Source organism: Actinacidiphila cocklensis (genome assembly GCF_907177275.1).
Lineage (GTDB): Bacteria > Actinomycetota > Actinomycetes > Streptomycetales > Streptomycetaceae > Actinacidiphila > Actinacidiphila cocklensis.
The window spans coordinates 1-14,652 of record NZ_CAJSLV010000059.1 but is presented as its reverse complement, the minus strand read 5'-3'; the positions used below and the strand labels follow the sequence as shown (position 1 = coordinate 14,652).

8 protein-coding genes and 3 tRNA genes are annotated in these 14,652 nt (G+C 73.0%); 4 read left to right on the top strand and 7 right to left on the bottom strand.

Features of this window, described 5'->3' with window-relative positions; genetic code table 11:
* The first annotated feature begins 156 nt into the window (after positions 1-156).
* Positions 157-363, top strand: a complete 207-nt coding sequence (gene bldC, locus NFU81_RS19165) for a developmental transcriptional regulator BldC (RefSeq protein WP_003949541.1) — start codon at positions 157-159, stop codon at positions 361-363.
* A 788-nt stretch (positions 364-1,151) separates the two neighbouring features.
* Here the strand turns inward: bldC and NFU81_RS19160 are convergent.
* A tRNA-Asp gene (locus NFU81_RS19160) sits at positions 1,152-1,226 on the bottom strand.
* Positions 1,227-1,306: 80 nt separating this feature from the next.
* Positions 1,307-5,248, bottom strand: a complete 3,942-nt coding sequence (gene hrpA / locus NFU81_RS19155; protein ID WP_251491533.1) for an ATP-dependent RNA helicase HrpA — start codon at positions 5,246-5,248, stop codon at positions 1,307-1,309.
* A 654-nt stretch (positions 5,249-5,902) separates the two neighbouring features.
* On the opposite strand from hrpA, the gene NFU81_RS19145 reads away from it, so the two are divergent.
* On the top strand, positions 5,903-6,904 hold the full coding sequence (locus NFU81_RS19145; protein ID WP_251491531.1) for an ABC transporter permease: 1,002 nt from the start codon (positions 5,903-5,905) through the stop codon (positions 6,902-6,904).
* A 62-nt stretch (positions 6,905-6,966) separates the two neighbouring features.
* On the opposite strand, the gene NFU81_RS19140 is transcribed toward NFU81_RS19145, so the two are convergent.
* The 4 genes from NFU81_RS19140 to NFU81_RS19125 all read right to left on the bottom strand — a co-directional run bounded on the left by NFU81_RS19140 (position 6,967) and on the right by NFU81_RS19125 (position 9,654).
* Positions 6,967-7,040, bottom strand: a tRNA-Phe gene (locus tag NFU81_RS19140).
* A 4-nt stretch (positions 7,041-7,044) separates the two neighbouring features.
* Positions 7,045-7,119 (bottom strand) — tRNA-Asp (locus NFU81_RS19135).
* A gap of 236 nt (positions 7,120-7,355) precedes the next feature.
* Positions 7,356-8,231 carry an LLM class flavin-dependent oxidoreductase gene (locus NFU81_RS19130; RefSeq protein WP_251491529.1) on the bottom strand — a complete coding sequence of 292 codons (876 nt, stop codon included), beginning with the start codon at positions 8,229-8,231 and terminating at the stop codon, positions 7,356-7,358.
* Positions 8,232-8,322: 91 nt separating this feature from the next.
* Positions 8,323-9,654: a helix-turn-helix domain-containing protein gene (locus NFU81_RS19125; protein WP_251491527.1), complete on the bottom strand. Its 1,332-nt coding sequence runs from the start codon at positions 9,652-9,654 to the stop codon at positions 8,323-8,325.
* A 189-nt stretch (positions 9,655-9,843) separates the two neighbouring features.
* On the opposite strand from NFU81_RS19125, the gene NFU81_RS19120 reads away from it, so the two are divergent.
* Positions 9,844-11,046 (top strand): hypothetical protein, encoded by a 1,203-nt coding sequence (locus NFU81_RS19120; RefSeq protein ID WP_251491524.1) that lies wholly within the window; start codon positions 9,844-9,846, stop codon positions 11,044-11,046.
* Between the two features lie 305 nt (positions 11,047-11,351).
* On the opposite strand, the gene NFU81_RS19115 is transcribed toward NFU81_RS19120, so the two are convergent.
* Positions 11,352-12,974, bottom strand: coding sequence for a penicillin-binding transpeptidase domain-containing protein (locus NFU81_RS19115; protein WP_251491522.1), 1,623 nt, complete (start codon positions 12,972-12,974; stop codon positions 11,352-11,354).
* A gap of 223 nt (positions 12,975-13,197) precedes the next feature.
* Between NFU81_RS19115 and NFU81_RS19110 the strand changes: the two genes are divergently transcribed.
* Positions 13,198-14,652: XRE family transcriptional regulator (locus NFU81_RS19110; RefSeq protein WP_251491520.1), on the top strand; the 1,455-nt coding region annotated here is incomplete at its 3' end.

The window sequence follows — 14,652 nt, the reverse complement described above, 5'->3', positions numbered from 1 at the left end:
ACGCGGCTGGACGGATGGTGTAGTTGTAGTGCCGAGGACAAGCCGTTCGTCCTATTACCGACTCGGCCCGCGTCTGCCATTTCGGGCAACGTGGGTCAAGGTGCAGAATTTAGAGGAAAGAACCGCGTTGGTTCGGTTCTCTCAAGGAGGCCGCTCATGACCGCTCGCACCCCTGATGCCGAGCCGTTGCTAACCCCTGCCGAGGTCGCGACCATGTTCCGCGTCGACCCCAAGACGGTCACGCGCTGGGCCAAGGCAGGCAAGCTCACGTCCATCCGCACGCTGGGCGGGCACCGCCGCTACCGCGAAGCGGAGGTCCGTGCGCTGCTCGCGGGTATTCCGCAGCAGCGCAGCGAGGCCTGACAGCCCTTTTGGGCGCCGTCCCCCCTTATCGGCGCCCGGCCGCACGGCTCACCTGCCCCCATCAGGACGGCGCGCGGCCTGTGCTCCACCGGCTCCACCAGATCCACCCGTAGTACCCCGCACCACACTGCACCGCCTGTACCACCCGGATCCCGCCGGATCCGCCCGTAACAGCACAGCAGCAACGCAGCTTCACCAGGATCGCATCGGACTCCGCCGGGTCCGATGCGGTCCTTTTTCGTGCCTTGGGTGTACGTCCCGGACGGGGTGCCATTGCACATATTAAATCGAGAGCCTTCCGGAGGGCGTCGAGTTCCGCGATCCCGAATCGACTTTACGTGACTCCCGTCACATGCGCGGGACTTGTGGATCTTGCGGGCGGTGCGGTAGTGAACTCCCGCGCCTGGAGGGGGTGGACGGGACGCACCGGGGTACGCGCCGGCGCACACGCGAAGACCCGGTCCGCGAGGGCGGTACCGGGTCTCGTGAGTCGGGTGACGCTGAGCATGGCGAAGGCCCGCGTCCGAGGGGGCGCGGGCCGTTCATGTCGTGCGGTCCTGACGGGATTTGCTGCGGTCCATCTGCGGCTGGCGCCGCGGGCGCGGCCTCCGCGGGCCGGGCATGACGACGGCCCGCGTCCGAGGGGACTGCGGGCCGGCTTCATGTTGTGCGGTCCTGACGGGATTTGCTGCGGTCCATCTGCGGCTGGCGCCGCGGGCGCGGCCTCCGCGGGTCGGACATGACGACGGCCCGCGTCCGAGGGGACTGCGGGCCGGCTTCATGTTGTGCGGTCCTGACGGGATTTGAACCCGCGGCCTCCACCTTGACAGGGTGGCGAGCACTCCAAACTGCTCCACAGGACCTTGCTGCGAGACAGACTGTACAGCAGGTCAGGGGGTGCGGTCGAACTCGATCGCGAGGCGGCCGGCGGCGGGGGCCTCGCTCAGCCCCACGCCTCGTCCAGGGCCTTGAAGACGCGCTTGTCGGAGACCGGGAACGCCGTGCCCAGCGCGTGCGCGAAGTAGCTCACGCGCAGCTCCTCGATCATCCAGCGGATGTTCCGCACCGCGGCGGGCACGGGCCGGCCCTTGGGCTGTGCGGCCAGCAGCTCGGCGTACTCCGTCTGGATCTCGCGGACCTTCTCCATGCGGGTGGCGTCCCGCTGCGCCCCCGTCGGCATCTGCTGCAGGCGGCGGTCGGCGGCGACCAGGTAGCGCATCAGGTCCGGCAGCCGCTTGAGGCCCGCCTCCGTCACAAAACCGGGGTGTACGAGGCCTGCCAGCTGCTCCCTGACGTCCTGGAGGTTCGCCACCAGAACGAGGCTCCTGGTGTCCTTCAGGCGCCGCTCGCAGGAGTGCCAGGCGGCCAGCACCTGCTGGACCTGCTTGACGCTGCGGCCGGTCAGCTCGACCAGGTCGGCCCGCACCGCGTCGAAGAGCTTGCGGTACGCCTCCTCGTCCCACGCGGGACCGCCGTGCTCGGCGATCAGCCGGTCGGCGGCAGCCGTGGCGCAGTCCTCGAACAGCGCCTGCACGCTGCCGTGCGGATTGCGCGACAGCGCCAGCTTCTGCTGGTTGGACAGCTGGTCGGCGACGAACTTGGCCGGGTTGACCGGCACGTTCAGCAGGATGAGCCGGCGTGTCCCACGCCACATCGCCGCGGCCTGCTCCGGCTCGGTGTCGAACAGCCGCACCGCCACCGACGTGCCCTCGTCGACCAGCGCCGGATACGCCTTGACCGGCTGCCCGGACCTCCTGGTCTCGAACGTGCGCGGCAGCGTGCCGATCGTCCAGTCCTTCAGGCCCGTGCGCTGCTCGACGCTCGCCAGCGCCGGGTCCGAGGCGCGCTCGAAGGCCTTCGTGATGGCCTCCCGCGTCTTCGGCTTGAGCCGCAGCTTCAGCGCGTCCAGGTCCTTGTCCTCGGCGATCGTCCGGCGCCGCTCGTCGCTCACCCGGAAGGTGACCTTCAGGTGGTCGGGCACCTTCGCCAGGTCGAAGTCCTCCGCGGTGACCGGAACCCCGACCATCCGCTGCAACTCCCGTGCCAGCACCGCCGGCAGGGGGTCTGGCCCGGCGACCGCCCGGTCCAGGAACGCCTTCGCGTAGTTCGGCGCGGGCACGTAGTGCCGCCTGATCGGCTTGGGCAGCGAGCGGATCAGCTCGGTGACGACCTGCTCGCGCAGGCCGGGGATCTGCCAGTCGAAGCCGTCGGGCACCGCCTGGTTGAGCACCTGGAGCGGCACGTGCACGGTCACGCCGTCGGCGTCCGCGCCCGGCTCGAACTGGTACGTGACGCGGAACTTCAGCGCGCCCTGCCGCCAGGAGTCGGGGTAGTCGGCCTTGGTGACCGCCTCGGCACCCTCGTTGATCAGCATGGAGTGCTCGAAGTTGAGCAACTCCGGTTCCTCGCGCCGCTTGTGCTTCCACCACGAGTCGAAGTGGGCGCCGGAGACCACGTGCTCGGGCAGCTTGCGGTCGTAGAAGTCGAAGAGCGTCTCGTCGTCGACCAGGATGTCCCGCCGCCTGGCCCGGTGTTCGAGCTCCTCGACCTCGCCGAGCAGCTTGCGGTTGTCGTGGAAGAACTGGTGGTGGGTGCGCCAGTCGCCCTCGACCAGGGCGTTGCGGATGAACAGCTCGCGGGAGACCTCGGGGTCGATCCGCCCGTAGTTGACCTTGCGCTGGGCGATCAGCGGGACGCCGTAGAGGGTCACCTTCTCGTACGCCATCACCGCCGCCTGGTCCTTCTCCCAGTGCGGCTCGCTGTACGTGCGTTTGACCAGGTGCTGGGCCAGCGGCTCGACCCACTCCGGCTCGATCTTCGCGTTGACCCGCGCCCACAGCCGGGAGGTCTCCACCAGCTCGGCCGACATGATCCACCGCGGCGGCTTCTTGAACAGCGCCGAGCCGGGGAAGACCGCGAACTTGGCGCTGCGGGCGCCCAGGTACTCGTTCTTGTCGGTGTCCTTCAGGCCCAGGTGGGACAGCAGCCCCGCCAGCAGCGACTGGTGCACCCGCACCGGGTCCGCCGCGTCGTCCTCGGACTTCGGCTCGGCCACCGCGATCCCGAGGGACCTCGCGACCGAGCGCAACTGGCTGTAGATGTCCTGCCATTCGCGGATGCGCAGGTAGTTCAGGAACTCCGAGCGGCACATCCGGCGGAACGCCGAGGACGACAACTCCTTCTGCTTGCCCCTGACGTACGTCCACAGGTGCAGGAAGGCCAGGAAGTCGCTGCTCTCGTCCCGGAAGCGGGCGTGCTGCTGGTCGGCCTGCTGCTGCTTGTCCGAGGGCCGCTCGCGCGGGTCCTGGATGGACAGCGCCGCCGCGATCACCATCACCTCGCGCACGCAGCCGTTGCGCTCCGCCTCCAGCACCATCCGGGCCAGCCGCGGGTCCACCGGGAGCTGCGCGAGCTTGCGGCCCGTCTGCGTGAGCCGCTTGCGGGCGTCCTTCTCCTTCGGGTCCAGCGCGCCCAGCTCTTCGAGGAGTTGGACGCCGTCCTTGATGTTGCGGCTGTCCGGCGGATCGATGAAGGGGAAGCGCGCGATGTCGCCCAGCCCCGCCGCGGTCATCTGCAGGATCACCGAGGCCAGGTTCGTCCGCAGGATCTCGGCGTCGGTGAACTCCGGCCGAGACAGGAAGTCGTCCTCGTCGTAGAGCCTGATGCAGATGCCGTCCGACGTACGCCCGCAGCGCCCCTTGCGCTGGTTGGCGCTGGCCTGGCTGACCGGCTCGATCGGCAGCCGCTGCACCTTGGTGCGGTGGCTGTACCGGGAGATCCTGGCCGTACCCGGGTCGATGACGTAGCGGATGCCGGGGACGGTGAGCGAGGTCTCCGCCACGTTCGTGGCCAGCACGATCCGCCGGCCGGCGTGCTGCTGGAAGACCCGGTGCTGCTCGGCCGACGACAGCCGGGCGTACAGCGGCAGCACCTCGGTGTGCCTGAGGTTCTTCTTGACCAGCGCGTCGGCGGTGTCGCGGATCTCCCGCTCGCCGGACAGGAACACCAGGATGTCGCCGGGGCCCGCCGCCTGCAGCTCGTCCACGGCGTCGCAGATCGCGGTGACCTGGTCCCGGTCGGTGTCCTCGCCGCCCTCTTCCAGCAGCGGCCGGTAGCGCACCTCGACGGGATACGTCCGCCCGCTGACCTCCACGACCGGGGCGTCCCCGAAGTGCCGCGAGAAGCGCTGCGGGTCGATCGTCGCCGAGGTGATGACCACCTTCAGGTCGGGGCGGCGGGGCAGCAGCTGGGCCAGGTAGCCCAGGATGAAGTCGATGTTCAGGCTGCGCTCGTGCGCCTCGTCGATGATGATCGTGTCGTACGCGCGCAGCTCGCGGTCCGTCTGGATCTCCGCGAGCATGATGCCGTCGGTCATCAGCTTGACCAGGGTCGAGTCCCCGACCTGGTCGGTGAAACGCACCTTCCAGCCGACCGCCTCGCCCAGCGGCGACCGCAGCTCCTCCGCGACGCGCTCGGCGACCGTGCGGGCCGCGATGCGGCGCGGCTGCGTGTGCCCGATCAGGCCGCGCACCCCGCGGCCCAGCTCCAGGCAGATCTTCGGGATCTGCGTCGTCTTGCCCGAGCCGGTCTCGCCCGCGACGATCACCACCTGGTGGTCGCGGATGGCCGCCAGGATGTCGTCCTTCTTCTGGCTGACCGGCAGCGCCTCGGGGTATGTGATCTGCGGCACGGCCGCCCTGCGGGCCGCTATACGCTGCTCCCCGCTGGCGATCTCGGCGTCGATCTCCGCGAGCACCGATGCCCGGGCCTCCGGCTTCCGGATGCGCCGGGCGCCGTCGAGCCGCCGCCCCAGCCGCTGCTCGTCGCGCAGGGTGAGGGCGGGGAGGCGTTGGGCCAGTTCAGCGGTGGTCGCGTAAGTAGACATACGCGACCCATGCTCGCACCTGCCCCCCACCGGTAGCGACCCCATTTCCCCGGGGTCCCGCCCCGAACCCCGCCGGCCGCGGGGGCGCCGCGTTCCCCCGCGGCCGGCGGGGGTGCGCTTCCGCTGGGCGCGGGGCCTCGGGGGCTCCCCCGAACAGCCCCTTCGGGACGGAGGCGACCCGCGCCCCGGTGGTGGGGGCACCTCCCATGCGAAGCTCTGGGGGCGGGTCGCGCAGTTCCCCGCGCCCCTGAAAAGCGCCCTCCTCCGCAAGGGGAACCGCCCCCGCCCCATCCGGGGAAGGCGCACTCCCCGCGCCCCTTCCAGGCACCCCCTGCGGAATGGGCACCGCAGAAGCCCCGCGGCCCTGGGGGCGTACTCCTGCCGGAGGGGCACAGCAGGAGCGCCGCGCCCTTGTCAGGCACCCCCTTGCCGGAGGGGAGCCGCACACCCGCCGCGCCCGGCGGAAGGGCGCCCCCCCTGCCGGAGGGGGGAGTCGCACACCCGCCGCGCCCGGCGGAAGGGCGCCCCCCCTGCCGGAGGGGGGAGCCGCGCACCCGCCGCGCCCGGCGGAAGCGCACCCCCCTGCCGGAGGGGAGCCGCACCGACGGGGTGTGCCCGGGGGCGCGGGGGGCTCGGGCGGCCTAGCGTGAGGGCATGGAGGAGCGGGCTGCACCGTCGTGGTGGAACACGTTCCGCGCGTCCCCCTTCCTCCCCGCATGCGTGCTGGTCCTGCTGATCGCCTGCGCCGCCGGCCTGTTCGCCGGGTCGTACACGTACGCCATGGCCAATCCCACACCGCGGCACATTCCGACGGCCGTCACCGGAGTGCCGATCTCCGAGGTCAAGCGGGCGGAGTTCGTCGCCGGGATGGAGGAGGCGCTCGGCGCCTCGCTCCAGCTGCACCACTACGACAGCTTCGCGGCGGCGGAGGGCGCCGTCGAGGCGCAGAAGGTCTTCGCGATCCTCACCGCGGGAGCGACCCCGCACCTGTACGTGTCGTCGGCGTCGGGCGCGAGCGTCGCGCAGCTGCTGGCGGAGACCGCGCCCATGGTCGGCAGGTCGCTCGGCGAGCCCGTGACCGTCAGCGACATCAACCCGCTGCAGAAGGGCGACCCGCGCGGCCTGGCGATCTTCTACATCTCGCTGGCCGCGGTGATCCTCGGCTTCGTCGGCGCCATCCAGCTCAGCGTGCACGCCCGCTCCCTCAACCCCGCGGAGCGGATCGCCTTCATCGCCGGGTACTCGATGCTCGGCGGGTTCGCGATCGCCGCGGTGGTGGACTGGGGGCTGGGGGCGGTGGACCTGCCGTTCGCCGAGTCGTGGCTGATCCTGGCGCTCACGCTGTTCACGTCCGGCATGGTCTTCACGATGTTCAACACGCTGGTCGGCCGGTGGGCGATGCTCCCGACGTGGGGGCTGATGGTGCTGCTGGGGAACCCGTCGTCCGGCGGCGCGGTGTCGTGGCCGCTGCTGCCGTCGCTGCTCGGGCGGATCGGGCGCTGGCTGCCGCCGGGCGCGTCGGTGAACGCCCAGCACACCGCCGTCTACTTCGGCGGCCACCAGCACGCCTTCCCCTTCGTGGTGCTCGCGGGGTGGGCCGCGCTGTCGACCGCGGTCTTCGTGGTGTGGCGGCACCGGCACCCGGGGGGACGCTGAGGGGCTGAGGGGCGCGGAAAACGGCGTAGGCCCCGTCCGAAGACGGGGCCTACGCCGTGCGGTGGCTGGGGCCGGGGTCGAACCGGCGACCTACCGCTTTTCAGGCGGTCGCTCGTACCAACTGAGCTACCCAGCCGCAGCGGTCCTGACGGGATTTGAACCCGCGGCCTCCACCTTGACAGGGTGGCGAGCACTCCAAACTGCTCCACAGGACCTTGCTGTACTGCTTTGTGCGGGTTAAGTCTGACACATGCTGTGCCATGCTTTCGCACGGGTTTTTTGCGACGCTCCCGGTGACTCGCTCTCCGTGACCGGTTGAGCACTGCCTGACAGGCCGTTGTCGCTGGATCAGCGTATCAGACCTCGGGACCCCTCCCGGGCTGCCCGCTCCGGGGGCCGCGCGGGAGGGGTGGAGTGCTCCGACGGGGTGGTGCGGGATCGGCCGACCCGCTCAGCCGGCCCGCAGGGCCTCCAGGACGGCGCCGAGCTGCCGGGCGGGACCCGGGCCGAAGATCCGCAGGACGACGGTGTCCGCGCCCGCCGCGGCCAGCTCGCGTACCTGCCCGGCGGCCTGCTCGGCCGTACCGGAGACGGTGAAGACGTCCTCGGGGGAGCGGCCGAGCCAGCCGGCCTGGCCCTCGACCATGGGGCGCAGCGTCCGCGCCACCTCCTGCGGGTCGTCGCCCAGGCAGCCGAAGGCGTAGACGACGAGGCTGTGGTCGGCGGTGGCGCCGCCCTTGCGGATCAGGGCCAGGGCGTCCGCCAGGTCCCGCGGCCCGTTGCCTTCGGCGAGCAGGGTGCCGTCGGCGACCCGGCCGGACAGTTCGAGCGAGCGGGGCCGCACCACGCCCGCGACGACGGGCGGCGGTTCGGTGGCCGGGTGCACCAACTGCACGCCGTCCAGCTTGAGTTCCCGGCCGTCCAGCTCGACCTTCTGCCCGCGCAGCAGGGCGCGCACCGCGTCGATGGTCTCCTCCAGCAGCGCGAGCGGCGAGCGGGGCGCGACGCCGACCCCGGCCATCCACTCCCGCACCCCGTGCCCGACGCCGGCCACCAGGCGGCCGGGGAAAACCCGTGCCAGCGTGGCCAGTTCCATCGCCAGCAGCACCGGGCTGCGCAAGGGCGCGGGCGCGATCCCGATCCCCACCCGCAACCGCTCCGTCGCCCCGAGCGCCACGGCGGCCGCCGAGATCCCGCCGTTCCACCCGAGGTCCTCGACGACCCACAACTCGTCCGCCCCCAGCGCCTCGACCTCCCGCGCGAAGGCGGGCAGGCCCTCCGGAGCCCAGTCCCGGTCGTACATCACGCCGATCCGTACATTCGTCATGCCCGGAACCTACGTCCCGCCCGCCGGGCGTTCAACGCTCCGCAGCGGGCCTGGCCTTGTGAAAGGCGCCGGGCGACGGGCACGGCGGCGGTCAGCCCGTGGGGGGAATCCAGTCGCCGCCGCCCGGCGGGTACCCGTACTGGGGGCGGCCCGTATCGGCGCTGGTGCGGAACGGGGCGCCGTGGTCGTCGATGCGGACGGTGCCGTGGCGGTCGCCGCTGGACCAGTCGAGGCCGAGGGTCCAGCGGACGTCGTAGCCCGTGGTGTGGACGGTGACGTAGAAGACCTCGGGGTCGGACTCGCTGACCTTGTAAGGGAAGTCGCGCTGGCCGTTCTTGACCGCGAGGGTGGGGCTGCCCTTGTCGAGGTCGAGGTCGAAGGACTTGGTGTCGACCATGCCGCCGCACTGGCTCATCGTGTAGTCGTTCCAGGCGAGCGGCGCGTGCTTGGAGGCGACGTCCACGTGCAGCGCTTCGAGGACGACGGTGTCCGCGCCGGGGCGGCCCTGGACGGTGAGGGCGACCTGCTGACCGCCCGCGGCGACCGCACCGTTGGCGGACACCCAGCGCGGCGCGTCCTGCTCGTCCGGGAACGGGCCGACCTGCCCGGGGGCCTTGTCGACCAGGAAGCGCTGGTCGCAGGGGGAGTCGTAGACGTACGGACGGGTGCTGACGGTGAGGGGGACGGCCGGGGTGCCCTGCCCCGAGCCGCCTTTCGCGGGGACGGCCCCCTTCGTGGCGGGCGCCGTCGTCGGGGCCGTGGTGGGGGCCGGCGCGGACGGCGTGCGGCTCCGGCCGCTCGGGGACGGGGTGCCCCGCGGCTCCTGGGCGCCGGTGGTCGCGCTGGTCGCGGCGGCGCCGGCCGCCTGCTGCCCGCCCGTGCCGTTCCCTTCGCCCTTCCACAGCGGCCGCGCGAGGAGTGACGCGGCCACCAGGACGGCGGCCACCGCGGCGGACGTGACCAGCACGGTACGACGACGCCGCGGCCGGACGGGGCTCGGCGGCACATGGACGACGACCGGCTCGTCCGGCGGAGCGGGCTCGGCCGAACCGCCCTGCGCAGGTCCTTCCCCCGCCGCGGCCGGTTCCTCGGCCGGTTCCGCGGCGGCCTCCTCCGGTGCGGCGGCCGCATCCGGCGCCGCCGCCGGCGGGTCCACCCTGGGCCGGCGTGCCGCGTCCGCCAGGACCCAGCGCCGGTGCAGCTCCACGACTTCCTGCGGCGTCGCACGGCACACCCGCGCGAGGCGGTCCAGCGGCGCGTACTCGCCCGGGACCGCGCCACCGCTGCAGTAGCGGTGCAACGTCGACGCGCTCATGTGGACCCGCTTGGCCAGCGCCCCGTAACTCAGGCCGGAGCGGTCCTTGAGTTCGCGCAGCAGCGTCGCGAATTCCTCGGCCTCCGTGGCCCCTGCCTCACCTGACACCCGTTCCCCCCACGTGCCCGTATCCCGTTCGGCATCCCAGGGCTCCCCAATTCTCCCTGGTCAGCGCGGGTTTCACCATCCCACCGTTCCGAACGGGCCGCAGCACGTGGCGGCTGGGACGGATCACCCCGCAAGCTCCGGTCATCCAAGCACCACACCGCTTCGCACAGCGAAAGAGGCACCCCTCACATGTCCAGCATCCCGAACTCCGTCACCCGCATCTCCGGTTCGCGTCTCGCCGGCGTCGCCGCGGTCGCCGTTCTCGGCGGGACCCTGCTCGCCCCCGCCGCCCACGCCGACAGCACGGCGGCCCCGCTGAAGGTCGCGGTCAGCGACGTCACGCACAACACGCTGACCCGCGGGCAGGGAACGAACAGCTTCACCGTGACCGTCACCAACACGAGCGACGCCGCGCAGCCGTTCACCGGTGACGCCATGGTGTGGCCCGGGGCCAGCGGGCCGAGCCCGCTGGCGGCCGACCAGGTGCGGACCGAGGTCGTGCCCCTTCACGCACCGGCCACCGACGTCTCGGTGCAGGGGCAGAACCCGGGCCTGAACGTCCTGTTCTTCCCGCACGGCGGGACCTGGAACAAAAGCTTCCAGATCCCGGCCGGCGCCGCCTACAGCTGGAAGATGACGGTCGGCGCGGCAGCGGGCTTCCCCGGCAACGACGACGGTCTCGACATCGACGTCAGCGCCGGCACCGGCCGGGTGGCGGCGCCTGCCGACGTCCACTTCGACATCGCACCCGCGCTGCCGGACGGCCGCCTCACCGAGAAGTTCGACGGCGCCGTGACCGTCGCGCCCGGGCACCCCGGGGAGACGACCCTGGAGCTGCACAACGGGGCGGGTGGCAAGTTCACCAGCCCGCTGAACGACATGGTCGAACTGGGCTCCACCGTGCCCGGCCTGGGCCTGGAGTACCGCAGCGGCGGGAACTGGGTGCCGGCCAAGACCGTGGTCGACGGCCGGTCCTGGCTGCTTCCCCAGGTCCCCGCCGGCTTCGCCTACCAGCAGACGCACAGCTACCGGCTGCGCTTCACCGCCGCGCAGCAGCCGGCCGCCCCGCGCGACCTGAACGTCTCGTCGCGGGTGGTGCTCGGCGAGCAGATCGCGAGCGCGCAGACCACTCTCCACCTGAAGAAGGCCGCAAAGCCGTCGGCTCCCGCGACGCCTTCGGCGACGGCTTCGGCTCCCGCTTCCCCCACGTCCGCCGCGGTCCCGGCCGCGGACGGCTCCGCGGGCGCCACGACCGGCGGCTCCTCGCCGTCCACCACCGAGCTGGCCCACACCGGTTCGTCGCACACGGGCCTGCTCGCCGGGCTCGCGGCACTGCTGGCCGCGGCGGGCGCGTTCCTGACGGTGTCGGTCAAGCGCCGCCGCTCGGCTTGACGTTCACCGGGGCCGCGCCAGCCGGGGAAGAAGGTGGGCGGGTGACTGTCCGGGGCGGCGGAGCAGATGAACAGGCCGCCGTGGGAGTCGCCCCGGCCCACCGGCATCCCGGTCGGCCGGGACGCCTCCCAGCGGGCGTCGCCGAGGGGGACGAGGCCGGACTCCCCGGGCGGGGCGAAGGCGGCCACTCCTCCGCCGCCGGCCACAGGAGCGGGCCGCCCATCTGGGCGTCCCGGCTGCCGGGGGCGCCCCGGCGGGGCGTATCGACGGGGCGTCACCGCAACCGGACATGGAGCGGGTCGAGTTCAGCGACCGGCCCGCAGGACCGCTGCCACGATCGGCCCGGCCGTGGTGTTGCCGTGCCCGGCGTCGTGGACGACGGCGGCCGCGGCGACATGGCCGGCGTAGGCGGCGAACCAGCCGTTGGTGGTGCTCTGTCCCGACACCTCCGCGGAGCCGGTCTTCGCGCCCGAGCCGGGGCCGAAGCCGCTCATCACGCCACTGGCGGTGCCGTCGGTGATGGCGCCGCGCATCATCTGCCGGAGGTAGCCGGTGGTGCGGGAGGACAGGCCGGAGGCGGTGGCGACCGGCCCCTCGACCAGGCCGCGGTCCACGATCAGCGGCTGGTGGAAGTCGCCGCTCGCGGCGGTGGCGGCCACGGAGGCCATCACGAGCGGGCTCATCCCCAGCTCGCCCTGGCCGATCATCTCCGACGTCAACTCGTCAGGGGCGCTGCTGTCCGGCATGTCGGGGCGCCCGTCGAGGGTCGGGGTGCCGACCGACCACTCCCGGGTCAGGCCGAACTTCGCGGCGGTGTTCTTCAGCCCGTTCGAGCCGAGCCGGCCGGCCTGCCGGATGAAACCGGTGTTGCAGGACTGCGCGAAGTCCCAGGCGAGGGTGGCGTCCGCTTTGTGCAGAGTAGGCGAATCGTTATGGTACATCCGGCCGTTGGCGTAGTTGTCGTCAGCCTTGCAGGGAGCCGTCGAGGAGGGCGTCATGCCCGAGTCGAGCAGCGCCGCCGCAGTGACGATCTTGAACGTGGAGCCCGGCGCCGAGTCCTCCATCAGCGCCAGGTCGACGCCGTCCGCCGGGCTGTAGGCGACGGCGAGGACCGCGCCGCTGCGGGTGTCGAGCGCGGTGACGCCCGCTCCGTTCCTGCCGGACACCGCCTTCTCGGCGGCTGACTGCAGCGTGGCGTCCAGCGTCGTCCGCAGCCGCATACCGGTGCCCTTGCGCAGGACGTGCAGCATCGGCCCGTCCGAGCCGTCGGCCTTGCGGACCCAGGTCCCGATGGCGGGTGTGCCGCCGGTGAGCCGGTCGCCGTACCGCTGCTTGAGGTCGGCGATGATGCGGGCCAGCGAGGGATAGCGGTCGCCGGTCAGCACGTTGCCCGCGCGGTCGGTGACCTCCAGGTCGGGTGCGTCCCGGGTACTGGTGAGGAGGGTGTCGCCGGAGGCCAGTCCGGGGTTCAGGACGGACGCCGACCACGCGACCGCCGGATCGCCCGCGGAGTTGCGGGTCACGGTGAGCGAGGAGCCGTACGTCCAGGTGGAGTTCTGCCCGCCGTAGGCGATGCGGGCGGTGACGGTGAAGCGCTCGCCGCCGGGCGTCGCCGCCCCGGGGGCGGTCTTCACCGAGCCGATGTGGGCGCCGGTGGTGTAGGCCTCCAGGTCGGAGGCCGCGGTCTCGGGGGAGTTCGTCAGGGCCGCGGCGGCCGCGGTGTCGCCCGACGACCACGCGGCAAGGAAGCTGCCCGCGGTGGCGGTGATCTCCTTGCCCGTGAGCGGTGCTCGGGTGGTCGGGTCGGCGGCGGCCGCCTGGCTGCGTACGCCGGGCGTACCGGAGCCACCCCCGCCGTCCAGGCCGGTGTAGATGTTGTACGCGCCGACCCCGGCGACCCCCACCATGGCGGTGAAGACCCCACCCACGATGCCGACTTTGACTGATCTTGCGACGGGCACGACCCGCTCCCCCCTCATGTGCTGACCGCACCAGCTCAGCAGGGGCCGGACTTGAATGGCGGCCCCGCCCGGCCGGCCGGATCAATACCGCGGCTCCGGCCGGGCGGAGCTTGCCGCGGTCGGGTGCCACACGTAGCGTGCGCCTGTGGCCGCCGGGGGGCGGGAGACGGCGGATACGGGTGGGGAGCGTATGGCAGGGCGTCCTGAGGGCCGGCTCGATCCTGAGACCGGGCCTGTGCAGCAACTGGCCTATGAGCTGCGTGAGTTGCGGGTGGAGGCGGGCAGCCCCACCTATCGGGAGATGGCCCGGCTCACCGGATGCGGCGCGAGCACGCTGTCGCAGGCGGCGGGCGGCACCCGGCTGCCGTCGCTTCCGACGCTGCGCGCGTACGTCAAGGCGTGCGGCGGGGACGCCGAGTCGGCCGATCGGTGGGAGCGGCGCTGGCGCGAGGCCGCCACGGGCGAGGCGGCCGGGCCGCAGCCGCCCGACGCGGACACCGCGGCGCCCTACCGGGGCCTGCGGCGCTTCGAGGCGCAGGACAGCGAGCTGTACTTCGGGCGCGAGGACCTGGTCGCCCGGCTGGTCGAACGGCTGGGCAGGCAGCGGCTGGTGGCGGTGGTGGGCGCGTCGGGCAGCGGCAAGTCGTCGCTGTTGCGGGCCGGATTGGTGACCGCGCTGCGGTCGGCGGGGCAGCGCCCTGCCGCGATCCGCATCCTCACGCCGGGTCCGCACCCGGCCGCACAGGCTGCCACCCGGGCCGCGCTGCTGCCGCCCGGGCAGGACGAGGACGGGGACGCGGTCGTCGTCGTCGACCAGTTCGAGGAGGTCTTCACCCTCGGCGCCGACGCGGGGGAACGCGCCGCGTTCCTGGACCTGCTGCTGGCCGCGACGCGGCCCGGCGGGCGGGTGCGGGTGGTGATCGCGGTGCGCGCCGACTTCTTCGGCCGCTGCGCCGAGCACCCGGGGCTGGCGGAAGCCCTGCGGGACGCGGCGCTGCTCGTCGCCCCGATGGGTCCCGCGGCCCTGCGCGAGGTCATCGTCAAGCCGGCGGCGGCCGCCGGGCTGATCGTCGAGCGCTCGCTGACGGCGCGGATCGTCCGCGAGGCGGAGAAGGAGCCGGGCAGCCTCCCGCTGGTGTCGCACGCGCTGCTGGAGACATGGCGGCGGCGCCGCGGCCGGGCGCTGACCGAGGAGATGTACGAGGCGGCGGGCGGCATCCACGGGGCGATCGCCGCCACCGCCGAGAGCCTCTACGCCCGCCTCTCGCCGTCCGAGGCCGCCACCGCCCGCCGCATCCTGCTCCGCCTGGTCACCCCGGGCGATGGCGCCCAGGACACCCGTCGCCCCACCGCCCGCGCGGAGTTGGCGGCGTCAGCGCCCGCGCCGGCCGTCCCGGCCGGAACCCCGGCGTCCCGCCGCACCCGCACGGCGTCCGTCGGCCGCGCGGGCACGGGAGCCGTTCCGGGGGCGGGCCCCGGCACCGTCCCAGGCGCAGGTGCGGGCACGACCCCCGCCGCCGACCCGGGCGCGGGCTCCGGTACGGACCCCGGCACGACCCTCGGCGCGGGCTCCGGTACGGGCACGGGCACGGGCTCCGGCGCGGGCACCGCTACCGTCCCCGCGGCACCCGCGGCACCCGCGGCT

Excerpts from the sequence above, each read along its gene's own strand:
- bldC (WP_003949541.1), top strand. The coding sequence starts at position 157 with ATGACCGCTCGCACCCCTGATGCCGAGCCGTTGCTAACCCCTGCCGAG.
- hrpA (WP_251491533.1), bottom strand. The coding sequence starts at position 5,248 with ATGTCTACTTACGCGACCACCGCTGAACTGGCCCAACGCCTCCCCGCC.
- NFU81_RS19145 (WP_251491531.1), top strand. The coding sequence starts at position 5,903 with ATGGAGGAGCGGGCTGCACCGTCGTGGTGGAACACGTTCCGCGCGTCC.
- NFU81_RS19130 (WP_251491529.1), bottom strand. The coding sequence starts at position 8,231 with ATGACGAATGTACGGATCGGCGTGATGTACGACCGGGACTGGGCTCCG.
- NFU81_RS19120 (WP_251491524.1), top strand. The coding sequence starts at position 9,844 with ATGTCCAGCATCCCGAACTCCGTCACCCGCATCTCCGGTTCGCGTCTC.